Consider the following 21,800-nt stretch of genomic DNA (forward strand, 5'->3'; position numbering starts at 1 on the left):
ACCGTGGGCGAGGCCGCTTCGTGTCCGTGCTGCTTCGGCAGCACCAAGGTCAGCCGCGGACGATGTTCTCCGCCTGCGGGCCCTTCTGCCCCTGCGTCACGTCGAACGTGACACGCTCACCCTCCACGAGCTCGCGGTATCCGGTGCTCTGGATGTTGGAGTAATGGGCGAACACGTCCGGCCCACCGTCCTGTGCGATGAAGCCGAAGCCCTTCTCCGAGTTGAACCACTTCACAACGCCAGATGCCACTGAGTTCGTCCTTTTCATGCTGCTGAGGCGCGCCCTTGGTGCGCCGGCGGACCCCCGTAGTCGGGCCACCAGGGCACTAATTACCGCATGTCCCTGCCACAGCGCTACCGAATACGCCGATGCAGGACCAAGTGGTCGCTCGAGTGGCCTGCCACCGCGCACCGGGAACGTACCGTCCCGGGAGGGGCGCAATCGGGATGATCGGGGCGCGGGTCAGAGAGCCGCTTCGGCCAGTTCCATCAGCGAGCCGTCGACGGATTCGGCGCTGCGGCGCGCGGCGGTGACCCCGGGCAGGATGTCGGCCGCGAAGAACTCCGCGGCCGCGATCTTGCCGGTGTAGAACGTCTTGTCCTCGGCGGACGCGTGCGCCAGTCTCGCCTGCGCCACGGCCGCGCCACGGAGCAGCAGGTAGCCGACGAGCACGTCACCGGACGCCATCAGCAGGCGGGTGGTGTTCAGGCCCACCTTGTGGACTTCACGTCCTGCTCGGTGGCGGCGAGGTCGGTCAGCATGACACCGACGATGGCCTCCAGATCGGCCGCGGCCTGGGCGAGCTGCTCGCGGAGCGGCGGCCAGCTCGTCACCGCCGGTCCCGGCCGCCAGGAACCGCTTGATCTCCTCGGTGAGGGTGGTCAGCGCGGCGCCCTGGTTACGGACGATCTTCCGGAAGAAGTAGTGCTGGCCCTGGATCGCCGTGGTGCCCTCGTAGAGGGTGTCGATCTTGGCGGCTGCTCGTAGCCCTTCTCGGAGCCGTAGCCCTTGACGATCGGCAGCAGCAGGTCGTTGACGCTGTGCAGGGCCGAGGCGTCCTCGCCGGCCGCTTCCTCGACCTCGATCCCGTCCTGCACGGTGGCGGTGTGGAGGACCAGCGCGCGCATGCCCTTGACGTAGAGGCCCAAGAGACAGGCCCCCGGCGCTTCACAGCGGCGGGGGCCCGGCTCTCGGCCGAGGGGACGTCTGGGGGAGGTCGACGGACCCTCATGCACGAGACGATCCTTGTCCCTGCCGGCCACGGCTGCCAGGCGGGAGGCCCAGTCGGGTGAGGGGCCGGGAGGTGCGAGCTTCCCGCTTCGGCCCCGTGCCGAACCACCCGCTCCTTCCACGACGGTGCCGATCAGCGAGAGCGACCACTGGTGGTGCGGTCGGGGTGGCGGGATGTACGGCGGGCCTCTTTCATCTGGGCCTCGTAGAGATGGTCGCGCCCCTCGGCGAGGTCGTCGACCAGGCGGCGTTCCAGATCTGCGAAGGGTCGGTAGTAGGTGCGGTTGTAGGCCTCGATGATCTCGAAGGTCCAATGCCCGGGGAGGACATCGCGTCCCAGGAGCTCGCGCTCGACGGCGTCGGCTTGCGCCTCATGACCGGCCTCTCGCAGCAAACGGACAGCACGGTCCAGTTCAAGGTCCGCAGTGCCGGTCAATTGATGGAAGCCGTACAGGTGACCGCGGGCGCGCTCGGTGGTCTCCAACGCCTTCGACAAGGACCCGAGGGCCTCGACCGTGAGGTCGCTCATCCCCGTCGGACGCCGGTGCGCCGCGTCCTGCGGCTCCCGCTCCACCTCTGGTTGTTTGCTCACCCCTGCCGTATGCCACGCGAGAGGGCAGATGTATCCCTCGCCTCACCCGCAGGGCGGTGTCGCCATGCCCTCCCCCCCATGCAGTTCGCGTGACAGCGGCGCGCAGAAGCCTGGCGGGGCCGCTCGGCCGTGTGGCAACCGCCGTACGCAACGGTCCACCGCCACCCCATAGACTGGGAGCCGGTCAAAACCACGCCGGCACCTGGCGGGCGCCGACTGCGGCGGGACCGCATCCGGCACGGGAAACGGCTGTCCAGCCCTGCCCCGGATCGTCGGGACGCCCGCGGACACTCCACAGCCGGCACAAGAGGTCCGACGCCATTTTCGGAGGAGTTGCGATGCAGGTGGCCGTCGTCACGTTCGACGGGTTCAACGAGCTCGACAGCTTCATCGCCGCCTCGTTGATCAACAGGTGCCGCAAGGACGGCCTGGAGGCCTTCATCACGACACCGACGCCGGTGGTCACCTCGATGAACGGCGTCGAGGTGACCGGGCAGCGCCCGATGGAATTCGTGCGCGAGGCCGACGTCGTACTCATCGGAAGCGGCGTGAGGACGCGCGACGTGGTCGCCGACGACCGGTTGCCCTCGATGCTGCCGCTCGACCCTTCGCGACAGCTGATCGGTTCGCAGTGCTCCGGCGCGCTGGTGCTGGCGCGCCTCGGGTTGCTGGGTGACATGCCGGCGTGCACCGACAACAAGAGCCGGCCTTTCGTCGAGGCCTGCGGCGTCACCGTGCTGGACGCGCCGTTCCACGCCGAGGGGAACATCGCCACGGCAGGCGGCTGCCTGGCGTCCCAGTACCTCGCCGCATGGGTGATGACCCGGACGCTCGGGGAGGACGCGGCGCGCGGCGTCATCGACTACGTGGCTCCGGTCGGTGAGAACCAGGAGACCGTCGAGCGCGCCATGCGGGCGGTCCGCGCAGGCGAGGTCGCACTGCACTGACACCCCACGGGTCCGCGGGCTTCACGCCTGAGGGCCCGAGGGCGCGCGGCCGCTCAGGCCATGCCCGCCGCGTCCAGCATGGCCGCGGCGGTGGCGACGGCCAGCCCGCCCAGACCTTGGGCCTGCGCTACGGCGCGGGAGCTTGATCCGTCGAAGGCGATGGTGAGCTGGCGGGCCAGCACATCCGGATCGTGCGCGTCACCGCGGCTCGCCTCCTCACGGAAGAAGTCGGTGAGCGCGTCCTTGTAGCGTCGCGCCACCACCCTGGCGGGGTGGACGGGGTCCTTGAGTTCGAACGCGGTCGCCAGGAAGGGGCAGCCCAGGTACTCCGGGGACGCGGACAGCGACTCGAGCCGTTCGAAGACGTGCATGATGCGGTCGCGCGGTGGCAGTTCGGCCCCGGGAGCGGGCAGCAGCTGGGCCAGGTAGCCGGACCCCGCCCGCTCCAGGCTGGCCGCGAGGACGTCGTCCTTGCTCGTGAAGAGCTGGTACATCGACCGCTTGGAGACTCCGGCCGCCCGGCACAGCGCCTCGACACCGATGTTCACGCCCTCCCGGTAGAAGAGCGCGGCTGCGGCGTCGAGGAGCCGCTCACGGCTCGGGCTCGTCGCAGTCGCAGTCGTACCTGCGGTCGCAGCCGCCGTCGCGGACTCGGACGAGGCCGATGCGGTCGAAGTCATACGCCACAGGCTACGCCCGCTGCTTGCCAGGAGGAAACCGATCGGTTTACGGTACAGAAAACCGATCGGTTTCCGCCATCGGCCGCAACGCAACTGGGAGCAGCTCATGACCGCAATCGCAGGTTCGACCGTCCTCGTCACCGGGGGCAGCCGGGGCATCGGCAAGGCCCTGGTCGAGTCCCTGTACGCCCGGGGCGCCAAGAAGGTCTACGCCACCGCCCGCGACCCCCGCAGCGTCACCCATCCCGGCGCGGTCGCGCTGCCCCTGGAGGTCACCGATCCCGCGTCGGTCGCCGCCGTGGCGGCACAGGCACAGGACGTCACCATCCTGGTCAACAACGCCGCGGCGGCCGTCGCGGCGTCCTTCCTGACCTCCCCGGTGGACGACGTCCGCCGCGAGTTCGAGACGAACTTCTACGGCCCCCTGGAGATGACCCGGGCCTTCGTCCCGATCATCGAGGCCAACGGTGGCGGCCATCTGCTCAACGTGCACTCCGTCCTGTCGTGGGTCGCTCTCGCCGGTTCCTACAGCGCCTCCAAGGCAGCGCTGTGGTCCCAGACCGACTCGCTGCGTCTGGAGCTGAAGCCACGCGGTGTCAACGTGACCGGGCTGCACGTCGGTTACGTCGACACCGACCTGGCGGCGCACATCGACGCCCCGAAGTCGTCGCCGGAGAGCGTCGCCGAGCAGGCGCTGGACGGCATCGAATCCGACGCCTACGAAGTGCTGGCCGACGAGCTGTCCCACCAGGTCAAGGCGGGCCTGGCGGCCGGCCCCGCCGCCCTGTACCCGCAACTCGCTTCCTGAGCGAACGCCCCGGCGGCCGACCAGCGGAAAGGCGTCGGCCCCGGCGGCGTCGTATCGTCAACGTGTAGGAGCTTCCTCACCGAACGAGGTCGGTGAGATGGACACCTTGAATGGGGCGTTCCCCGCCCGCACCCCGGCCCTCGACGGAGGCCCGGCGGCCTTCGTGGTGGACGCGGCGGGCCTGGTGTGCGGATGGAGTCCGGCGGCCGAGCGTCTTCTGGGGTACGAGACTCCCGAGGTCGTGGGCAGACCGGTCGGCGAGCTGTGCCCGGTGCTTCCGTGGGGCTCCCTCCGCCGGCTGGTGCCGGCCGCGGAGGCCAGCAGTACCCCCTGGCTCCCGGTCGTCCTCATGCACCGGCTCGGCCGTGCTGTGCCCGTCGCGCTCATGGCCTGTTCCGTGACCTCCGCCCTTCCGGGCAGCGAGCGAACGGTGATCCTGGCGACCGCCGGTCCGCTGCCCCAGATCTCGGAGGACGATGCGGCGCGCAGCCTGCTCGACCAGCACGAACACCTTGCGGCGGTCGGCCTGAGAAGGCGCATGGAGGCCGCTCACGCGCCGGACCACAGCGCGGCCGAGATCACCCGCTCGTACGTGCCCGCCCGCAGTGGCACGGGGGTGAGCGGCTCGTGGAGCGACGCCGTCCCGTTGTCCGGCATGCGGGTCGCCTTCAGCGTCGGTGACGTCCTGGTCTCCGGGGTACAGGCCACCGTCTGCATCGGGTTGATCGGCGCCGCGGCCCGGGCCCTGTCGGAACTCGATCTCGCACCCGAGGAAGTCCTCGCCCGGCTGGACGACATCGTGTCGCGCTATGCCACGGGCGAGCCCGACCGGTGGTCCACGTGGTTCGTGGAACGACTGGTCGGCGCGACGTTCCTCTACGCGGTGTGGGACCCGGTCGGGCGCCGCTGCGTCCTGGCCAGCGCGGGCCATCCCCCGCCCGCCGTGGCCGGTCCGGGCGCATCCGTCCACGTCCTCGAACTGCCGGGCAACCGGCCCTTGGGCATGGGCGAGCCGGTCTTCGAACCCCTGGACCTGAAGCTCGCCGAAGGCAGCACCCTGCTCTTCCACACGGGCAGCCTGGTGCGCGCGTGCGGCAGCGACGACGCTGTCCCCCGGCTGCTGCGGACCGCCATGCGGCGCAGCGGCCGGTCGGTCGAGGACGTCTGCCGGGCCACCGCGGACATCGCGGCGCCGCTCCTGGCGGCCGAGGACGACCTGTCGCTCCTCGTGGTCCGCACGCACGGACTCAGCGTCGACCACGTCGTCACCTGGGAGCTGCCGCGCGACCCTGCCGGTGTCGCGGGCGCCCGCTCTCTGGTGGTGCGGCAACTCGACCAGTGGGGCATCGGTGACCTCGGCTTCACCACGGAGCTGATCGCGAGCGAACTGGTCACCAACGCCATCCGCTACGGCCGTGAGCCGATCCGGCTGCGGCTGATCCACGACCGGACCCTGATCTGCGAGGTGTCCGACGGCAGCAGCACCTCCCCGCACATCCGCCGGGCGAACACCAGCGACGAGGGAGGGCGCGGCCTGTTTCTCGTGGCCGAATGCTCGCGGTGCTGGGGGGTGCGGTACACCGGCCAGGGCAAGACCATCTGGGCCGAACAGGCGCTCGCAGGCCGCGCGGCTCGGACGTGAAGCGGTTCGGCGATGAGCTCCCGGGCGGCCTCGTCGAGTTCGCCGAGATCGCCGACGTCAGCACGGTCGCGCCGACACTTCCGGGCCGTCGTCAGGCGCGTTCGGCGCTGCGATCCCCGCCATCTCGCGGCGAGCCGCGAGGGGCGAGGGGCTAGGAGCGAGGAGCGCATGATCACCCGTGCAACCGGCGCAGAGCGGGTTCATCGGCGCCGTTTTAGACTGTGATCTCGGGCGTCACGGCGTTTCCCACGTCGCGTATTCGGGTCGCAAGCCGGGTGCGCCGTGCCACCACGCTCGCGCTGTGCCCATTCCATCGCGACGCACCAAGCGAAGAGCCCCGTCCCCAGGCAAGGGAGTGCACTTCAACCTCATCGGTCACATTGGTGCGCAGGTGCCGGCATCTGCGACGAGACAGGAGCGAGGAAACGATGGACGTCCAAGCGAACACCTACGCGCCGGACGAGACAGCCCTGCTGATCATCGACCCGTACAACGACTTCCTGTCCGAGGGCGGGAAGCTGTGGCCGGCCGCCAAAGAGGTGGCGGAAGGCATCGGCCTGCTCGACAACATGCGCGCCATGCTCGGTGCGGCACGTGACCTGGGCTTCCACGTCTTCATCGTGCCTCACCACCAGACGACGCCCGACGACTACCGCACGTGGGACCACCTCTCCCCCACCCAGCAGCGCGTCGTGGAGGGGCAGACCTTCGCCGCCGGCAGCTGGGGAGCGGAGTGGCACCCCGACTTCGTGCCGCGCGAGGACGAGCTGGTCATGCGCCAGCACTGGGCCTCGAGCGGCTTCGCCAACACCGACCTGGACATGCTGCTCAAGCAACACCGCATCCAGAAGGTCATCTTCATCGGCATGAAGGCCAACACCTGCGTCGACACCACCGCGCGCTTCGGCCAGGAACTCGGCTACCACGTCACGCTCATCCGCGACGCCATAGGAGCCTTCAACTGGGACGAGATGAAGGCGACGTTCGACATCAACGGTCCCGCGTACGCGCACGCCATCCTCACGACCGACGAATTCCTGACGATCGTGGGCAAGCAGCCCCAGGCGATGGCCATGTGACCTCGCTGGGGAGACAGACCGGGCGACCGCCACGGGCCTGCCTGCGCACAACGGCGGTCAACTGCCGTTCGGAGCAGGACGGCTGCGCAGACGGAAGGTGCGGCGGTAGGTGTCGGGAGGTACGCCGACCGTGCGGTGGAAGTGCCGGCGCAGCGTCGTGGCGGTCCCCATGCCGGTGGCCGCCGCGATGGAGTCGACGCTGTCGTCGGTGGTCTCCAGCAGCACCTGGGCGTGCCGGATCCGCTGGGTGAGCAGCCACTGCAGTGGCGTGGTGCCGGTCACCGACCGGAAATGGCGTCCCAGGTTCCGTGGGCTCATCCGTGCCCGGCGGGCCAGGTCCTCCACGGTCAGGGGCTGGTCGAGCCCTTCGATCACCCAGGGGAACAGTTCGGCGAGCGGGTGGTTGTCCGGGGCGGGCGCCGGGGCCGTGACGAACTGGGCCTGTCCGCCGTCCCGGTGCGGTGGCACGACCAGGCGGCGGGCGACGGCGTTGGTGACCGACGAACCGTGGTCCAGGCGGACGATGTGCAGGCACAGGTCCATGGCGGCGGCCTTGCCCGCGGAGGTGAGCACGCTGCCGTTGTCCACGTAGAGGACGTCCGGGTCCACCGTCACTTTCGGGTAGCGGGCGGCCATGACCTCGGTGTGCGCCCAGTGAGTGGTCGCGCGTCTCCCGTCGAGCAGGCCCGCGGCCGCCAGTACGAACGCGCCGGTGCACAGGGAGGCCACACGCGCGCCCGCCTCGTGGGCCGCGCGCACCGCGTCGACCAGGTCGGCGGGCGGGTCCTCGTCGACGTCGGCCCAACCCGGGACGATCACGGTGTCGGCGCCCGGGAGCCGGTCGAGGCCGTGATCCGGCTCCAGCGCGAACCGGCCGGCCCGCACGGCGCCCGGCCCGCAGACGACCAGGTCGTACCAAGGACCTGCCAGGCCGTCCGGGGCGGAGCCGAAGACCTCGTACGCGAGGGAGAGTTCGAAGTGCAGCATCCCGTCGGTAACGGCCAGCGCCACAGTGCCCATGTCCGGAATTGTACGAGGCATGGCGTTCCGGACACTCACGTTCCGGTGCCCGCCCCGGACAGGATGTTCCTCGGCCTATCGCAACGGATCATCCAATACGGGGGAGGAACCCATGGGTTCAGGGCTCGAGGTGGCGGTGTTCGGCGCGTACGGACACACCGGGCGCTTCGTGGTGGCGCATCTGCGGGATCGCGGGTTCGTCCCGGTGCTTTCCGGGCGCGACGCCGACAAGTTGAAGGAGCTCGCGACATCCGGACCCGGGCTGGACTCCCACCAGGCGTCGGTCGACGACCCGGCTTCCCTCGACCGCGCACTTGCCGGTACGGCTGCCGTGGTCAACTGCGCCGGGCCCTTCGCGACGACGGCCGCCCCCGTGATAGAGGCGGCACTGCGCGCCGGAATCCCGTACGTGGACGTGGCCGCCGAGATCGAGGCCAACGCCGATACGTTCGCGCACTTCAACGACCGCGCCCGCGCGGCGGGGACTGTGATCGTCCCCGCCATGGCCTTCTACGGCGGCCTCGGCGACCTGCTGACGACCGCCGCCATGGGCGACTGGACGACGGCGGACGAGGCGCACGTCGCCTACGGGCTGGACAGCTGGCACCCCACCGCCGGCACGCGTGCCGCGGGCGCGGTCTCCCGGCAGCGGCGGGGCGGGCGACGCGTCCGCTTCACGAACGGGCAGCTGGAGTACCGCGACGACGCCCCGCCGACCCTGACGTGGCCCTTCCCCGAGCCGATGGGCCCCCGCACCGTCATCGGGGAGTTCACCATGGCTGACGTCGTCACCGTTCCCAGCCACCTGTCCATCCCCGAAGTGCGCACCTACATGACGACCGAGGCGGCCACGGACCTGGCCTCCCCGGACACACCGTCGCCGGCCCCCGTCGACGAGCGCGGGCGGTCCGCGCAGACCTTCCTCGTCGACGTCGTCGTACGCTCCAAGGACGGCGAACGGCGCGCCACGGCCAAGGGCCAGGACATCTACGCCGTCACCGCGCCGCTGGTCGTGGAAGCGGTCGACCGCATCCTCTCGGGACGGACCACGACGGTCGGTGTCGCCTCCGCCGGAGCGATCTTCGACGCGCCCGACTTCCTCCGCGCGCTGTCCCGGTACATGTCCGTGGACCTGGACGCGTAGCGGTCTGAACCGGTGGCTCCCTGCGCTGCGCCCCCGTTCGGGGGGGGCGTGACGTGCACCCCTAAGCTCGACCCCATGACCGCGTTCGACGACCTCACCCGCCTCGTCCCTCCGCCGTCGCAACCGCTGTGGGCGAACGGAGACTGGAATGAGGTGGAGGCAGCACTCGGCAGGGAGCTCCCCTCGGACTTCCAGCAGTTGGTCGAAGCCTACGGGGCCTACCACTTCGCCGACTTCTTGACGCCGCTGACGCCCTTCGGCGGGCGGGACCTGCTCGTCGGCCCGGCGAAGCGGCTGCTGGACCAGGAACGCAACTTCCGGGACAGCCACCCCGAAGACTGCCCCTACCCCTTCTACCCCGAGCCGGGCGGACTCCTGCCGTGGGCAGGAACCGACAACGGGGACCGCGTGTGCTGGCTCACCGACGGGAAGCCGGACGAGTGGACGGTCGTCTGCTGGAATCCGCGAGGCTGGTATTACGACGCCCACCCCGTGGGTGCGGTCGAGTTCCTGGTCGGATGGCTGTCGGGCCGCATCAGCACCCACGTCTTTCCTGACGCCGCCGAGTTCGGCGAGGAGGACTGATGCGCTGCCGCGTTGGCCGTGAGCGCCACCGCGTCGGACGAGCCGGCCGTTGAAGCGGCCTCCAGCAGCTGGGACGTCCATGCCTGGATACGCGCCCTAGGGGGCGAGGCCTGCCGTGGGGCGCTGAACCTCCAGTAGGACCGCTGTCCCGGCCACTGTTCGGTCCTCGTGCATGGTGAGCACTTGCCCGGGCTGAACGCGTTGCCACTGCGACGGGTCGAGAGGGGCGAGCCGGATCGTGGCTCGCCCCCCTGGCCCCAGCGAGGGGGCGAACTCCACCCATATGGCCGCGATATTGAGGGCTGGTTGGCCGGAGGGGCTTCGATTGCCGACGTCCCACATCGGTTTCAGGACCCCGGCTCCGGAGAAGGACGTCTGCCGGCGTGCCTCACTGGCCGGTCGGAGGGTGAGGTCAGCGCGGATGATCCCGTTGCTCGTTTCATAGCAGCGCCAATGGCACCAGGCAGTGCTCCTCTCCAGGTGCATCTGTTCGGCAGCACTCGCCAAGGTCTCCCAGAAGCTGAGCGGAAGGGGGCCCACGTCACCAAGCTCTTCCAGTAGGTGAAGGGCCATTTCCCACTCATCGTGGATGAGGTAGTCCCAGACGTCATCCACCGTGATGTCGTTTTCGGTGGCGATCTCTTTAGGTACCAGCAGTGAAGCGGCTTCCAGCATCTCGGGGACGTCCATGCCTAGATTCTGGCCGCCCGCTCGCAGCCCGGGCTACGCACCTCCGCCTCAAGTGGTCCCGGCCGGTGGCGGCCTCCTGGACGTGAGGGCGGAGCCGACGCACTGCCGGGTCGGCTCACCGAAGACGGCGTTGGGGTCACATCCACAGCACGCCGTCGTCCTCGTGCTCACGGACGCGGTGAGCGATCATGCGGCGGAGGAGGTCGGTCGGCACCGGGCTCCCGTACGGGAGCCTGACAGTGCCCTTGCCGGTTCCGAAATCCGTGAGTTCGGCGTCGAAGGCTTCGCGGGTACTGGGGGTGAACGCGAAGTTCGCGTGCTTCGCGTGGCCGCTGATCACGAACAGGATCGTTCCCGACGGGTGCACCCACGCAGGGTGGCCCCATTTGACCGCCTCGTTCGCCTCCGGCACCGTCTCACGCGCCAGCACATGCAGCTGCTCCAGCAGCTCGCGGGCCTGGCCGCCGAAGCCCTCGATGTACTCGTCGATCGTCTGGGGCCTGCTCATGACATCAGTCTGGCAGGCGGCGCGCCCGGCTGGTCCCCGCCACTGCGGGTGGACGGACGAGGGCGCCGCACCGCTCCTTCTCTCCGGCAGGGTCCGGATCCCGTCGCCGGAAGGCTTTCGAGGCTCCCGGCCGCGGCGCGGCTGCTGAGCGGCCCTCGCGCAAAATCGCTGTCACAGGCGGGAAAGCGGTCTTGTCGTCTTTGTGGACAGTCCCCGCTTGGAGGAACGCATGAGGCCAAACCGCCCACACCTGCCCCCGGGCGTCGAGCGGTCCTCGCGCGAGGACACCGTGATCATCTGCTCGTCGCCATGAAAGGCCTTCTGTGCACCGTCCCTCTCAGTACCGGAACGTCAGGACCCCCCTCTCCCCCATGGCCGCGGTGTCCGCTACCGCCGGTCTCCTCTCGGTGGCCGTGGATCCCGCGGAAGCCGTGAAGGAAAAGGAGGGTGGTTCGATGCAGGACGGCAAGCCGACGGTCGTCCTCGTCCACGGCGCATTCGCCGACTCCTCGAGCTGGAACGACGTGATCAAGCAGCTGAGGCGACACGGCTACCCGGTGGTGGCCGCGGCCAATCCGCTGCGCGGACTGGCCGGTGACGCCGCCCACACCAGGAGCCTCTTGGCGAGCATCGCCGGTCCCGTGGTCCTCGTCGGCCATTCCTACGGCGGTGCCGTCATCACCAATGCCGCCCACGGCTGCGACCAGGTCAAGGCGCTGGTGTACATCGCCGCCTTCATCCCGGACGAGGACGAGAGCGCCGACGACCTGGCGAGGAGGTTCCCGGGCAGCTCGCTCGCCGACGCGCTGCGTCCCGTCCCGTGCACCCTGCCCGACGGCTCCCCGGGTGTCGACCTCTACATCGACCAGGACAAGTTCCACCATCAATTCGCCGCGGTGTCCACCCGTACACCACGAACCTCATGGCGGCCACCCAGCGCCCCGTGACCGTCGCCGCGCTCGAGGAGCCTTCGGGCGAACCCGCGTGGAAGACGATCCCCTCCTGGACGCTGGTGGCCGGCGAGGACCTCAACATCCCGCGTGAGGCCCAGATGTTCATGGCCAGGCGCGCCGAGTCCCACATGGTCGTGATCCACTCGTCCCACGCCCCGAGCGTGTCCCACCCGGGTGACGTCGCCGACATCATCGAGCGGGCGGCGCGCTCGGTCCGCTGAGCGAGCGGCTCCACGGGCGGGGCGCTGACGTGACTCCCCTCTCGTCGCCGCACGAGCCATCGCCATCGCCATCGCCAACCGCACGTCCATCCTGGCCCCACCCGTCATCGACGAAGAGGAAGAACTCCCGTGCCGTACACCCCCAACGCCGGCCCCTACGACAGTCTCACCCCGGACAACGCGATCGTCCTGCTGATCGACCACCAGATCGGCCTGATGCAGCTCATCGACGACATGTCCCCGGAGACGGCGAAGAACAACGTCGTCGGGCTCGCCCGGGCAGCGAAGACCCTGGGCCTGCCCGTCATCCTCACCACCAGCCGCGACTGGGGTCCGAACGGGGCCCTGCTGCCCGAGCTGGCCTCGCTGTTCCCCGACGCGGAGGTCATCCGCCGACCCGGCGTGATCAATGCCTACCGGTGGCCCGCCTTCCGCGAAGCACTGGAGGCCACCGGCCGGAAGAAGGTCATCATCGCGGGGGTCACCGACGCCACCTGCCTGTCGTTCCCCGCTTTGGACATGGTCCTGGACGGCTACGAGGTGCATGCCGTCATCGACGCCTCCGGCGCCGAGGCACCCGGCGAGATCGTCCGCGACGCGGTCGTGGCGAACCTCTCGCGGGCCGGAGTGCACATCAAGTCGTGGTTCGGCGTGGTCGCCGAACTCATCGCCGACTGGCGCCGCGACGAGGCGAAGGGCTGGCCGCTCGCCGTGGGTGCGGTCCACGACCACCTGCCCAGCTGGGGATACCTCCTGGACACCGACATGGCCTACGGGACCGGCCGGATGACGCCTCCGGAGTGGTTCGTGACGGGCCGGTCCGAGCCGACCGGCCGCACTGCGGCGGTCGGCACCGCGGAGCGTGGCGACTGACCGGGTCCGCCGGCCACGGGTCGGAGCGGCCGCCCTTGGCCGTCGCCTTACTGCTGCGCCGGACGCACCGGCGCGCGTACATCGTGCACGCGCCGGGTACGCAGAGGACCGGCCGTGCGCAGGCCCATCCGTGGTGACCGTCGGGTGCGGGCCGTGGAGGTCACGCCGCAAGGAGCCGGGGTTGCCGACGCGGTGCATGCGGCCGTCGAGCAACCGGCCGGGTGCATGGTCACCGAACTGAGCCCGGGCGAGCGCGCGCCGTTCGGCGATCTGCCCATGCGCGTCGCCCGGCCCACGAGCGGCGCGACGTAAGCACGCCGGATCGCCTTGCAGGTGTGCGCACTTCCCTCACCTCAGTAAAAAAAACGAATGTTCGGCTTGACGTGAGACCACTTGTGCCACAGGATGGGCACCGCAAAACGGAATGGTTGTTCTCGGAAAGGGTGGAGGTGCCGTGGAAACCGTGCACACCTTGGGGTCGGCACTGACCGCATGCCGGGTTGCGCGGGATGGCGGGGCTCCCGCCTCACCTTTGCCAACCGGACCCACCCCGCCCGGCACCGTGGCCTTCGTGCTCCAGGGCGGTGGCAGCCCCTGTGCTTCGCAGGTCGGTGCCTTGCGGGCGCTCACACAGGCGGGCATCACGCCCGATCTCATAGTCGGGTCCTCGGCCGGCGCGCTCAACGGCGCCGCTTTCGCGGCCGACCCGACCGCCGAGGGCGTCGACCGGCTGGAAACGCTGTGGCTCACCATCAAGCGGCGGCATGTGGCGCCGATTTCGCCATGGACCGTGATCCGGGCCGCGCTGGGTCACGCCGAGGCCGCGGTGTCGAGCAACGCGCTGCGGCGGGTACTGAGGTCCGGGGACGGCGTCGACCGCCTCGAAGACGTCGCCGTGCCGGTGCACGTCGTGGCGACCGACGTGGAGAGCGGCGCTGCGGTGGTCCTCTCCCGGGGCGACGCCGTATCGGCCCTGCTGGCCTCAGCGGCCGTCCCGGGCCTGTACCCCCCTGTGCGCGTCGGGCAGCGTCACCTCATCGACGGCGCAGTATCGGCGGACACCCCCGTCCTCCAGGCAGAGGCACTGGGTGCGACGACCATCTACCTCCTGCCCGCCGCCGTTTCCGAACAGACCGGCCGCCGGGCACGGACGGCCCTGCTCGCCGCCTACCAGGCGGTGGGAAAGATGCTGGAGGAGCGGGAACGCCGGGACGTGGCGGCGGTGCGCGGGTCGGTTCTACGGCTGCCGGCCGCCACCACGCCCGTGGTCAGCCTCATCGACTTCCACGAGACCCCGCGGCTGCTCCAGGCGGGCTACTCGCTCACCCGGGACTGGCTCGCCCGGCAGCCCGCGGCGATGGCCTGAGGACGTCCGATGGCCAACACGGCCCGCTTCGTCAGGCGGTTGCTTCCCCGCGCCTCGCGTCCACGGAACAGCCGCGCACCGCGGTGGTGGGCGGAACTGCTGCTGGTCGGGGTGCTGTACGCGGTCTACGAAACCACCCGCGGGCGGCAGCGGGGCTGGGACGCCACCGCGGACAACAACGGCCGGACCATCCAGCGCTGGGAGAACGCCGTGCACATGGCCCCGGAGCAGTCCCTCAATCAGGTGCTGCACCAGTTGCCGGTCCTGGCCGTCGCCGCCGCGTACTGCTACGCCACGCTGCACTACGTCGTCACGCCTGCCGTCCTCATATGGCTCCACCGCAGGCACCCCACGCACTACCGCGGCGCACGCACCTGGCTCGCCACGGTGACACTGGCCGCACTCGTCGCGTACTGGCGGTTCCCGACCACGCCGCCCCGCCTGCTGAGCGACGGCGGCATCCACGACATCGTGGCCGACGTCGAGCATTGGGGGTGGTGGGGCGGCGAGACCAGCGCGCCGCAGGGGCTCGGCAGCCTCGTGAACGAGTACGCGGCCATGCCGTCGCTCCACGTCGGCTGGGCGGTGTGGTCGGGGTGGCTCCTCTTCCGGCATTCCCGCCGGAAGACGCTGCGGGGCTGCGGCCTCGCCTACCCCGTGCTGACCAGTCTCGTGGTCGTCGCGACGGGCAACCACTATCTCGCCGACGCCGTCGCGGGCGCACTCCTCATCGTGCTCTTCGGCTCGTTGACCGCTCTCGTGTCCGCCGAACGTTCCGCGCGGAGCGGCGCACGCCGTGTCCGGGCGGGCCACCCGGATCCCCACTCGCAACTCCCCCCAAGGTAGTCCGACATGCCCCACTCCCCCCTACCCTCGCCTCCGGGCGACGGAGAACGCCCGGGCGTCGCGCGCACGACGCCCGACAGCGGACATGGCACCGGGAAGGCCGGTGGCTGGCTGCGCAGCCGGCGCCCGGGTCGGACCGCCTCACACCTCACGTTGCACTTGGGGGAAGTCTTCCTCGTCGGCGAAGACGCCGAGGGACCGACCGGGGGCCTGGTGCGGTTTCGGATATCGGACGCCGTCGAGGAGGGTCGGCCGCGACGCTCGTGGTGGCCCCGGACGGACGTGGGGCGCCACCTCGCCGGGTCCACGGGGGAGCTCCGGCTGGTCCGGAACCACGGCCACGACGGGACCACCGCCCCGCAGGCACTCATAGCCGTACTCACGCTCAACGGCATCACCGACGTCGTCCCCCTCGTACGGTTCGACATCGCGCACACGCTCCCGCACGTCGCCGACGCGGACTCGGGCCGTGCCGCGGCCGTCGGCGTCGACGTGCACTTCTTCGCGGGTCTGTGGGATCTGCCGATCCCGGCCCGCACGAAGTGCCGCGTGCACCTGGAGGGCTCGGCCCGGCTGCTGCCCGACTGGCCGGGGCGATGAGCGAGGAGGACGGGACCGAGGCCGACGACCCGGCGACGGGGCCGGGCGACCGGGCGGGCCACGCCCACCACCTGTGCGGCACGCTCACCGCGCTACCGCGCCTGCGGCGACGTGCCGCGCTGATCGTGGGCGCCATCGCGGTGTTGCTGGGCGCGGACGGGGACCTGGTCCTCACCCTCCACGACGGCGGGATACCCGCCGGAGACACCACGACGGTCCGGAAGACGTAGCCGAGCAGGTCCCGCCCGGTGCGGCACCTTTGCGACAAAAAGAAAACGAATGTTCGGCTTGACGTTTTCCCGCGACAACCCCACACTGGGACAGTAAATAAAATGATCATTCGTCTTTGTGGAGGCATGGCGTGAAAAAGCCATCGACGGGGCTGCAGTCATGGCACCGGACCGTCATCGCGACCTTGGCGTTGCCCTTGGTGATCTCTCTGGCCGTGATGGCGTTCGCGTGGCCCGCGTCGCGGATCGCGCCCCGCGATCTACCCGTAGGGGTCGTCGGCACCAGCGCGGCCAGCCAGAAGGCGGTCGAGGGACTGACGCACGGCAAGCCGGGCGGATTCGACTTCCACCTCTACGCGGACCAGGCATCGGCGCGCTCAGCGATCAAGCACCGGGAGATCTACGGCGCCTTCGTCGTCACTCCGGGCCACGTCACCGTGCTGGAGGCCACCGCCGCGAGCATGCCCGTCGCCCAGCTGCTGACCACGTCCGGTCAGCATCTGGCGGACGAGGCGGCGAAGGCGGCGGCGAAGGACCCGACGCCACCGGGCGGCGCGTCCGTCCGGTCCACCGCCCCGAAGAAGGCCGCCGCGAAGAAGGCCGCCGCGAAGAAGGCCGCCGCGAAGAAGATCACCAAGGTGAAGGTGAAGACGGTCGACATCGTCCCGATCTCCGCGAGCGACCCGCGCGGCGTCGTCTTCGTTTCGGCCCTTCTCCCGCTCACCGTGTGCAGCATCATGATCGCGGCGCTCGTCGCGCTGACACCCGGTCACGTCTCGGTACGCCGCAGGCTGGTCGACCTGGTCGCCGCGTGCGCCGTGACGGGACTCGCCGCCTACCTCATCGCCCAAGGCCTTCTCGGTGCCATGCCGCACCAGCACGTGGCCACCTGGGCGGCCCTGTCCCTCACCCTGCTCGCCATCAGCGCGACCAGCTTCGGCCTGGTCACCCTCATCGGTCCCCCCGGGCTCGGACTCAGCGTCGCACTCATGGTCTTCGTGGGGAACCCCTTCTCCGGCAGCACGTCCGCACCGGAACTGCTGCCCAAGGCCGTGGACGAAATCGGCCAGTGGCTCCCGCCGGGTGCCGGCGCGGGCCTTCTGCGCAGCACGGCGTACTTCGACGGGAACGCATCCGCGGGACACATCGTCGTCCTCGCCCTGTGGAGCACCCTGGGCCTGGCCGCAGCCCTCCTCGGGGGCCGACGACGCTCCGCGGTCGCGAACGGCACCTTGGGGGACGACCGGCTCGGTGCCGACGACACGAGTGCGGTCGCCCCGGACACGGCCGGAACCACGACGACCGTGACGCCCGCACCGGTGTTCCGCACGCACTCGCACGCCCGGCACGCCGCCCACGGATGAGGAAGGCGGCTCGTCCTCGCCTCCGCGCGGGAGACGGCGACAGCCGGCCAACGCACCGAACGCAAGGAAAAGAACCATGTCGTCGAAGTCCGCGGAGCGCGCCGAGGACCTGATGGACGCACAAACGGCGTTCCACGACGTCCGCAACATCACGTTCGGGATCGCCTACCGGATGCTCGGCAACATCGGCGACGCCGAAGACGTCCTCCAGGAAGCCTGGATCCGCTGGCAGACCTACGACCGCTCCAAGGTGCAGAACCCCGATGCCTTCCTCACCACGATGGTGACCAGGCTGACGATCAACGTGCTGCAATCCGCGAGGGTCCGCCGGGAGAACTACGTCGGCCACCGGCCGCCGGAGTCGATCGACCCCATGAGCGATCCCGCACTGGGCACCGAGAAGGCGGAAGCGCTGAAGGTCGCGGTGCTGATGCTCATGGAGAGGCTCACGCCCGCGGAACGGGCGGCGTACGTGCTCCGCGAGGCGTTCGAGTACCCCTACGGGCAGATCGCAGAGGTCATCGGGCAGTCCCAGGTCAACGTGCGCCAACTGGTGAGCCGCGCCCGCAAGCGACTGGCCGCGCAGAAACGGGCCAGCGTCTCGGCCGCCGACCACCAACGGTTCCTCGTCACCTTCCTGGTGGCGGCCCGGGCGGGGAACGTCGCCCCACTCGAAAGGCTGTTCGCGGAGGACGTCGCCTGCCCAGGCGGAGGGGTGGTGCGGGCGGAGGGGCAACCACGCCTGCGAATGGGTCTTTTGACGAGGCGTCCCGCATCCGCGTGACCATACGGGGTGGGCAGTCCCCTGGCTCCGATGACCGGCCGGTCATCGGAGCCAGGGGACTGCCCGCTCGCCGCCGGGGCGTGCCGGCACAGCCGGATGCGGGACGGGGGGCGTGGCCCCGTCGGGCCACCGATGCCGGGCAGCAGATGACACGGGGCCATGGGCGAGGGGGATGTGCGGTGGCGCGTCCGGATCGTGATCCGGACGCGGAGCGGCCACGAGGCCTGCGGCGGGCCCGTGCGTCAGGACGTCGCCGGAGCCGGCCAGAGCGCTCGCAGGGCGCCCGGCACTCCGTCCAGCGCGGAGTCGTCCATCGCCAGCTGGAGGATGTAGCCGGGGAGCATGCACATGAACGCGGCGGCCATCGCCTCGGGAGCGACCTCGCGCGGGAGGGTGCCGCTCTGCTGGTGCTCACGGATGACGTCGGCCAGCGCCGTGCGCATCTGGGCCATCAGATCGTCGAGTTGCCTGGCCAGCGAAGGGTTCCGCAGCGCCTCGGACCAGGCCAGCACGGAGAGCCCGGCGATGCTCTGCTCGGCGGTCTTGACCTTCACGACTTCCAGGACGTCGGCCATGAGGTCCCCGAAGGAACCGCCGGGCCGATTCCTCGCGACGCTCTGGACCATGGCGAGGACATCGCGCACGCTCTCCTCGACGATCGCCGTGATCATCTCGTTCTTGCTGGCGAAGTGCCGGTACACGGCGCCGGCCGACAGGCCCGACTCGGCGAACAGGTCTTGCATGGACGTCGAATGGAACCCATCGCGCAGGAAGCAGCGGCGCGCCGCGTCCAGGATCTGCTGGCGGCGGGCTTCCATGTACTCCGGCGTGACCTTGGGCATGGATCCATCCTCCGAACAAAAACGAACCTTCGTATTAACTTATCACACCGGGCTTGACCCGGGCCGGTACCACGGAGGGCAGCCGCAGCGGTCTCGGGCTCCGCGCACGACGAGGCGCCACCCATGTGTCACATTTCGCCTGCTTTAACTGTCAATCATGCAATTAAAGCTCTTGGAGGTGGTTGGTCATGGATGTCTACGAGGCGGTCACGAGCCGACGGGCAGTCCGCGCGTTTACCGACCGGCAGGTCCCAGGCGAGGTGCTGGAGCGCGTGCTGGCTGCCGCCGCCTGGTCCCCCTCCGCGTCGAACCTGCAGCCGTGGCACGTCTACGTGGTGACCGGCGGGCCGCTGGCCGAGCTCAAGAAGCGCGCCGGCGAACGGGTGATCGCGGGCGACGCTTGGGACGATCCGGAGTACGAGCAGTACCCGCCGGCACTGCAGTCCCCGTACCGCGAGCGCCGGGCCGCCTTCGGGGAGCAGCGCTACAGCGCCCTCGGGATCCAGCGCCAGGACCTGGAGGCGCGCCAGAGGGCCGCCGCCGCCAATTGGGACTGCTTCGGCGCACCCGCCGCCCTGTTCTGCTACGTCGACCGCGACATGGGCAGACCCCAGTGGTCCGACGTCGGCATGTACCTGCAATCCGTCATGCTGCTGCTCCGCACCGAAGGACTGCACAGCTGCGCGCAGATGGCATGGGCGAAGTACCACAAGACCGTCGCAGAGGTCCTCGCTCCCCCGGGCGAGCTCATCCTCTTCTGCGGCATGTCCATAGGGTTCGAGGACGTCACCGCACGTCACCCCCGCCCGGCACGGGCGTCACTCACCGAGACGGTGGAGTTCGTCGGCGATTAGACCGCGGCGCACCCCACACGGCCTTCCGCCGGTCATGTCGAACCGCCGGCCGCGGGCGGTCCGTGTCACAAGACGACGCGCTATCCGGTCACTACGTGTGCAGGCCGGCCCGGGGGCAGGGAGTCCGTGGGGCCTTCAGGCCGGCCTGCACCTCGCGTCCGCGGGCACGCGGAAGGACGGGGAAGGCACGCGATCGAGGGTCGGCGCCATCCTGCTCGTGCGCTTCACGAGGTCCGGCCGTGCCGCGACGCCCGGGCGGCCACGAACCGGCCGGCCCTCCGGACGAACCGCACGACGGATCGCCGCCGTGCGGGAACTCGCACAAGGAGTCGGGAACAGCAGATGGCGCAGCAGGACGGGGCGGACGGCACTTGGCTGCCGCCGGCGGTCGAGGACTGCGCTCTGTACGAGGACGGCCGTCGCATACCCGGCCCGGTGGATCTGGACGCGCTCATGGAGCGGCGGGACGGACAAGCCGGGCGGTTCGCGTGGATCGGTCTGTACGAGCCCACCGCCGACCAGATCCGGCAGGTTGCCGACGCCTTCGACCTGCACCCCCTGGCCGTGGAAGATGCCGTCCACGCCCACCAGCGACCCAAGCTGGAACACTACGGCGACACACTGTTCCTGGTCCTGAAGACCATCGTCCACGTCAACCACGACAAGGTCACCGCGACCAGCAAGATCGTCGACACCGGCGAGATCATGGTCTTCGCCGGCCCCGGTTTCGCCATCACCGTCCGCCACGGCAGCGCTCCGCCCCTCGACCACGTGCGCCGCCAACTCCAGGCCGACCCGCAGCAGCTCGGCTACGGTCCGGCTGCCGTCATGCACGCGGTCGCCGACCTGGTCGTCGACCGCTACCTGGAGGTCGCCGACGCCTTCGACGACGACATCGACACCCTGGAGAGCGAGGTCTTCTCCCCCGATCTCCCCGTCGACCCCGCACGCATCTACCAGCTCAAACGGGAACTCCTGGCGTTCAAGCGCGCCGTGATGCCGCTCGCCCCCGCCCTGCAGCACCTCGGCGAGCAACCGATCCCGCACGTACCGGGCCAGGTGCCCGCCTACTTCCGCGACGTCGCCGACCACCACCAACGGGTCACCGAGCAGATCGTCACCTTCGAGGAACTCGTCAGCGGCATACTCGGCGCCAGCATCGCCCAGATCAACGTCCAGCAGAACGCCGACATGCGGCGCATCAGCGCCTGGGCGGCCCTCGTCGCCCTCCCCACCTTGGTCGTCGGCATCTACGGCATGAACTTCGACTACATGCCCGAGCTGAGATCCCCCTACGGCTATCCGGCAGTTCTCGCCGTCATCGCCCTCGTCTGCACCTTCATCTACGGGGCCCTGCGCCGCAACAGATGGCTCTGACCGTGCCGCGCAGCCGTCGCTGCTGATCAAGCGGGCGGGCCGAGCTGTTCGCGCACCCAATCAGGGTCAGGGTTCGTATGCGGCCGGCCGGCCACGACGACGGTCGGCACGGTCTCGTTGCCGTCGTTGGCCGCTCTGACCGCCGCGGCACCAGCCGGGTCGCGCCAGATGTCGACCCAGCGCAGCTCACGGGCCCTCCGCCCCAGGCGGACGCGCAAGCGCAGGCAGTACTTGCAGCCGGGCCGCCAGAAGACGACCGGGCGGCCGTCGAGCGCGCTCCGGCGTTGCGCCTCCGACGCACCGATCCCCTTGGGGAAGACCAGCGGCGAGTTCACGCCCGCGAGCAGTACGAACCCCACGAAGAATGCTCCGGCCTCACCGGGGCTGCCCCCGAGAACCAGCCCCGTCGCGACAACCGAGCCGCAGACCAGGAGCAGCATTGGCAAGAGCCACGCACGCGTCATGTTGACGCAGCCTATCCGTGAGCCGAAAGCGCGCCCGACCGGGCTGCCGCGACTGGCCGTTCGCCGTATCCACGGCAGCTCGCGGCCGCGCTGTCAGCCC

The 21,800-nt window shown here is 70.1% G+C and carries 25 protein-coding genes and 2 pseudogenes; 18 read left to right on the top strand and 9 right to left on the bottom strand.

Annotation, left to right across the window (positions count from 1 at the left end):
- Positions 1–49: 49 nt before the first annotated feature.
- The 3 genes and pseudogenes from PV410_RS31385 to PV410_RS31395 all read right to left on the bottom strand — a co-directional run bounded on the left by PV410_RS31385 (position 50) and on the right by PV410_RS31395 (position 1,760).
- A complete protein-coding gene (locus PV410_RS31385; RefSeq protein WP_499509724.1) occupies positions 50–250 on the bottom strand; it encodes a cold-shock protein in 201 nt (66 codons plus the stop codon).
- Positions 251–463: 213 nt separating this feature from the next.
- Positions 464–1,218 (bottom strand): annotated as a pseudogene (locus PV410_RS31390) (acyl-CoA dehydrogenase C-terminal domain-containing protein); the annotation flags it as partial.
- 146 nt (positions 1,219–1,364) lie between these two features.
- Positions 1,365–1,760, bottom strand: coding sequence for a hypothetical protein (locus PV410_RS31395; RefSeq protein ID WP_500329219.1), 396 nt, complete (start codon positions 1,758–1,760; stop codon positions 1,365–1,367).
- A gap of 401 nt (positions 1,761–2,161) precedes the next feature.
- On the opposite strand from PV410_RS31395, the gene PV410_RS31400 reads away from it, so the two are divergent.
- Positions 2,162–2,770 (top strand): type 1 glutamine amidotransferase family protein, encoded by a 609-nt coding sequence (locus PV410_RS31400; protein WP_500329133.1) that lies wholly within the window; start codon positions 2,162–2,164, stop codon positions 2,768–2,770.
- 53 nt (positions 2,771–2,823) lie between these two features.
- Here the strand turns inward: PV410_RS31400 and PV410_RS31405 are convergent, their stop codons facing one another.
- Positions 2,824–3,450 (bottom strand): TetR/AcrR family transcriptional regulator, encoded by a 627-nt coding sequence (locus tag PV410_RS31405; protein ID WP_500329134.1) that lies wholly within the window; start codon positions 3,448–3,450, stop codon positions 2,824–2,826.
- A 106-nt stretch (positions 3,451–3,556) separates the two neighbouring features.
- Here PV410_RS31405 and PV410_RS31410 point away from each other — a divergent pair, with 106 nt between their 5' ends.
- The 3 genes from PV410_RS31410 (at position 3,557) to PV410_RS31420 (ending at position 6,979) form a co-directional block, all read left to right on the top strand.
- Complete coding sequence (locus tag PV410_RS31410) at positions 3,557–4,258, top strand: SDR family oxidoreductase (protein ID WP_500329135.1); 702 nt, start codon at positions 3,557–3,559, stop codon at positions 4,256–4,258.
- Positions 4,259–4,355: 97 nt separating this feature from the next.
- Positions 4,356–5,900, top strand: coding sequence for a SpoIIE family protein phosphatase (locus tag PV410_RS31415; RefSeq protein ID WP_500329136.1), 1,545 nt, complete (start codon positions 4,356–4,358; stop codon positions 5,898–5,900).
- A 428-nt stretch (positions 5,901–6,328) separates the two neighbouring features.
- A complete protein-coding gene (locus PV410_RS31420) occupies positions 6,329–6,979 on the top strand; it encodes a cysteine hydrolase family protein (RefSeq protein ID WP_500329137.1) in 651 nt (216 codons plus the stop codon).
- Positions 6,980–7,036: 57 nt separating this feature from the next.
- Here the strand turns inward: PV410_RS31420 and PV410_RS31425 are convergent, their stop codons facing one another.
- Positions 7,037–7,999, bottom strand: coding sequence for a helix-turn-helix domain-containing protein (locus tag PV410_RS31425; protein ID WP_500329138.1), 963 nt, complete (start codon positions 7,997–7,999; stop codon positions 7,037–7,039).
- Between the two features lie 112 nt (positions 8,000–8,111).
- Between PV410_RS31425 and PV410_RS31430 the strand changes: the two genes are divergently transcribed.
- Positions 8,112–9,143, top strand: a complete 1,032-nt coding sequence (locus PV410_RS31430) for a saccharopine dehydrogenase family protein (protein ID WP_500329139.1) — start codon at positions 8,112–8,114, stop codon at positions 9,141–9,143.
- A 75-nt stretch (positions 9,144–9,218) separates the two neighbouring features.
- On the top strand, positions 9,219–9,728 hold the full coding sequence (locus PV410_RS31435) for an SMI1/KNR4 family protein (protein ID WP_500329140.1): 510 nt from the start codon (positions 9,219–9,221) through the stop codon (positions 9,726–9,728).
- A gap of 96 nt (positions 9,729–9,824) precedes the next feature.
- Here the strand turns inward: PV410_RS31435 and PV410_RS31440 are convergent, their stop codons facing one another.
- Positions 9,825–10,418, bottom strand: coding sequence for a hypothetical protein (locus PV410_RS31440; protein WP_500329141.1), 594 nt, complete (start codon positions 10,416–10,418; stop codon positions 9,825–9,827).
- A gap of 136 nt (positions 10,419–10,554) precedes the next feature.
- Positions 10,555–10,926, bottom strand: coding sequence for an iron chaperone (locus tag PV410_RS31445; protein ID WP_500329142.1), 372 nt, complete (start codon positions 10,924–10,926; stop codon positions 10,555–10,557).
- Positions 10,927–11,381: 455 nt separating this feature from the next.
- Here PV410_RS31445 and PV410_RS31450 point away from each other — a divergent pair.
- From PV410_RS31450 to PV410_RS31495, 10 genes and pseudogenes are all read left to right on the top strand, one after another.
- Positions 11,382–11,633 (top strand): annotated as a pseudogene (locus tag PV410_RS31450) (alpha/beta fold hydrolase); the annotation flags it as partial.
- 113 nt (positions 11,634–11,746) lie between these two features.
- Positions 11,747–12,100 (top strand): alpha/beta fold hydrolase, encoded by a 354-nt coding sequence (locus PV410_RS31455; protein WP_500329143.1) that lies wholly within the window; start codon positions 11,747–11,749, stop codon positions 12,098–12,100.
- A gap of 129 nt (positions 12,101–12,229) precedes the next feature.
- Entirely contained in the window at positions 12,230–12,973 is a 744-nt protein-coding gene (locus tag PV410_RS31460; protein WP_500329144.1) for an isochorismatase family protein, read from the top strand.
- A gap of 114 nt (positions 12,974–13,087) precedes the next feature.
- Positions 13,088–13,285, top strand: coding sequence for a winged helix DNA-binding protein (locus PV410_RS31465; RefSeq protein WP_500329145.1), 198 nt, complete (start codon positions 13,088–13,090; stop codon positions 13,283–13,285).
- Between the two features lie 112 nt (positions 13,286–13,397).
- Positions 13,398–14,339, top strand: a complete 942-nt coding sequence (locus PV410_RS31470) for a patatin-like phospholipase family protein (RefSeq protein ID WP_500329146.1) — start codon at positions 13,398–13,400, stop codon at positions 14,337–14,339.
- A gap of 9 nt (positions 14,340–14,348) precedes the next feature.
- Positions 14,349–15,185, top strand: coding sequence for a phosphatase PAP2 family protein (locus PV410_RS31475; protein WP_500329147.1), 837 nt, complete (start codon positions 14,349–14,351; stop codon positions 15,183–15,185).
- A 282-nt stretch (positions 15,186–15,467) separates the two neighbouring features.
- Complete coding sequence (locus PV410_RS31480; RefSeq protein WP_500329148.1) at positions 15,468–15,785, top strand: hypothetical protein; 318 nt, start codon at positions 15,468–15,470, stop codon at positions 15,783–15,785.
- Positions 15,782–16,015 carry a hypothetical protein gene (locus tag PV410_RS31485; protein WP_500329149.1) on the top strand — a complete coding sequence of 78 codons (234 nt, stop codon included), beginning with the start codon at positions 15,782–15,784 and terminating at the stop codon, positions 16,013–16,015. The genes PV410_RS31480 and PV410_RS31485 overlap by 4 nt, the downstream gene beginning before the upstream one ends.
- 131 nt (positions 16,016–16,146) lie before the next feature.
- Positions 16,147–17,379 (top strand): ABC transporter permease, encoded by a 1,233-nt coding sequence (locus tag PV410_RS31490; protein ID WP_500329150.1) that lies wholly within the window; start codon positions 16,147–16,149, stop codon positions 17,377–17,379.
- Between the two features lie 76 nt (positions 17,380–17,455).
- Entirely contained in the window at positions 17,456–18,163 is a 708-nt protein-coding gene (locus tag PV410_RS31495) for a sigma-70 family RNA polymerase sigma factor (protein ID WP_500329151.1), read from the top strand.
- 242 nt (positions 18,164–18,405) lie between these two features.
- Here PV410_RS31495 and PV410_RS31500 read toward each other — a convergent pair whose 3' ends face one another.
- Positions 18,406–19,005: a TetR/AcrR family transcriptional regulator gene (locus PV410_RS31500; protein WP_500329152.1), complete on the bottom strand. Its 600-nt coding sequence runs from the start codon at positions 19,003–19,005 to the stop codon at positions 18,406–18,408.
- A 188-nt stretch (positions 19,006–19,193) separates the two neighbouring features.
- On the opposite strand from PV410_RS31500, the gene PV410_RS31505 reads away from it, so the two are divergent.
- Both PV410_RS31505 and PV410_RS31510 read left to right on the top strand, forming a co-directional pair.
- Positions 19,194–19,859, top strand: a complete 666-nt coding sequence (locus tag PV410_RS31505) for a nitroreductase (RefSeq protein ID WP_500329153.1) — start codon at positions 19,194–19,196, stop codon at positions 19,857–19,859.
- 342 nt (positions 19,860–20,201) lie between these two features.
- Positions 20,202–21,236, top strand: coding sequence for a magnesium and cobalt transport protein CorA (locus PV410_RS31510; protein WP_500329154.1), 1,035 nt, complete (start codon positions 20,202–20,204; stop codon positions 21,234–21,236).
- Positions 21,237–21,262: 26 nt separating this feature from the next.
- On the opposite strand, the gene PV410_RS31515 is transcribed toward PV410_RS31510, so the two are convergent.
- Positions 21,263–21,700: a glutaredoxin domain-containing protein gene (locus PV410_RS31515; RefSeq protein ID WP_500329155.1), complete on the bottom strand. Its 438-nt coding sequence runs from the start codon at positions 21,698–21,700 to the stop codon at positions 21,263–21,265.
- Positions 21,701–21,800 lie beyond the last annotated feature (100 nt).

It is taken from the genome of Streptomyces sp. PA03-5A, from assembly GCF_033792725.1.
In the GTDB taxonomy this organism is placed as follows: domain Bacteria; phylum Actinomycetota; class Actinomycetes; order Streptomycetales; family Streptomycetaceae; genus Actinacidiphila.

Bases quoted from the DNA above. Each gene is read 5' to 3' on its own strand.
- PV410_RS31405 (WP_500329134.1), bottom strand. From the start codon at position 3,450: ATGACTTCGACCGCATCGGCCTCGTCCGAGTCCGCGACGGCGGCTGCG.
- PV410_RS31410 (WP_500329135.1), top strand. From the start codon at position 3,557: ATGACCGCAATCGCAGGTTCGACCGTCCTCGTCACCGGGGGCAGCCGG.
- PV410_RS31485 (WP_500329149.1), top strand. From the start codon at position 15,782: ATGAGCGAGGAGGACGGGACCGAGGCCGACGACCCGGCGACGGGGCCG.
- PV410_RS31495 (WP_500329151.1), top strand. From the start codon at position 17,456: ATGTCGTCGAAGTCCGCGGAGCGCGCCGAGGACCTGATGGACGCACAA.
- PV410_RS31510 (WP_500329154.1), top strand. From the start codon at position 20,202: ATGGCGCAGCAGGACGGGGCGGACGGCACTTGGCTGCCGCCGGCGGTC.
- PV410_RS31435 (WP_500329140.1), top strand. From the start codon at position 9,219: ATGACCGCGTTCGACGACCTCACCCGCCTCGTCCCTCCGCCGTCGCAA.
- PV410_RS31445 (WP_500329142.1), bottom strand. From the start codon at position 10,926: ATGAGCAGGCCCCAGACGATCGACGAGTACATCGAGGGCTTCGGCGGC.
- PV410_RS31415 (WP_500329136.1), top strand. From the start codon at position 4,356: ATGGACACCTTGAATGGGGCGTTCCCCGCCCGCACCCCGGCCCTCGAC.
- PV410_RS31400 (WP_500329133.1), top strand. From the start codon at position 2,162: ATGCAGGTGGCCGTCGTCACGTTCGACGGGTTCAACGAGCTCGACAGC.
- PV410_RS31475 (WP_500329147.1), top strand. From the start codon at position 14,349: ATGGCCAACACGGCCCGCTTCGTCAGGCGGTTGCTTCCCCGCGCCTCG.
- PV410_RS31430 (WP_500329139.1), top strand. From the start codon at position 8,112: ATGGGTTCAGGGCTCGAGGTGGCGGTGTTCGGCGCGTACGGACACACC.
- PV410_RS31515 (WP_500329155.1), bottom strand. From the start codon at position 21,700: ATGACGCGTGCGTGGCTCTTGCCAATGCTGCTCCTGGTCTGCGGCTCG.
- PV410_RS31425 (WP_500329138.1), bottom strand. From the start codon at position 7,999: ATGGGCACTGTGGCGCTGGCCGTTACCGACGGGATGCTGCACTTCGAA.
- PV410_RS31470 (WP_500329146.1), top strand. From the start codon at position 13,398: ATGGTTGTTCTCGGAAAGGGTGGAGGTGCCGTGGAAACCGTGCACACC.
- PV410_RS31440 (WP_500329141.1), bottom strand. From the start codon at position 10,418: ATGGACGTCCCCGAGATGCTGGAAGCCGCTTCACTGCTGGTACCTAAA.
- PV410_RS31395 (WP_500329219.1), bottom strand. From the start codon at position 1,760: ATGAGCGACCTCACGGTCGAGGCCCTCGGGTCCTTGTCGAAGGCGTTG.
- PV410_RS31420 (WP_500329137.1), top strand. From the start codon at position 6,329: ATGGACGTCCAAGCGAACACCTACGCGCCGGACGAGACAGCCCTGCTG.
- PV410_RS31500 (WP_500329152.1), bottom strand. From the start codon at position 19,005: ATGCCCAAGGTCACGCCGGAGTACATGGAAGCCCGCCGCCAGCAGATC.
- PV410_RS31505 (WP_500329153.1), top strand. From the start codon at position 19,194: ATGGATGTCTACGAGGCGGTCACGAGCCGACGGGCAGTCCGCGCGTTT.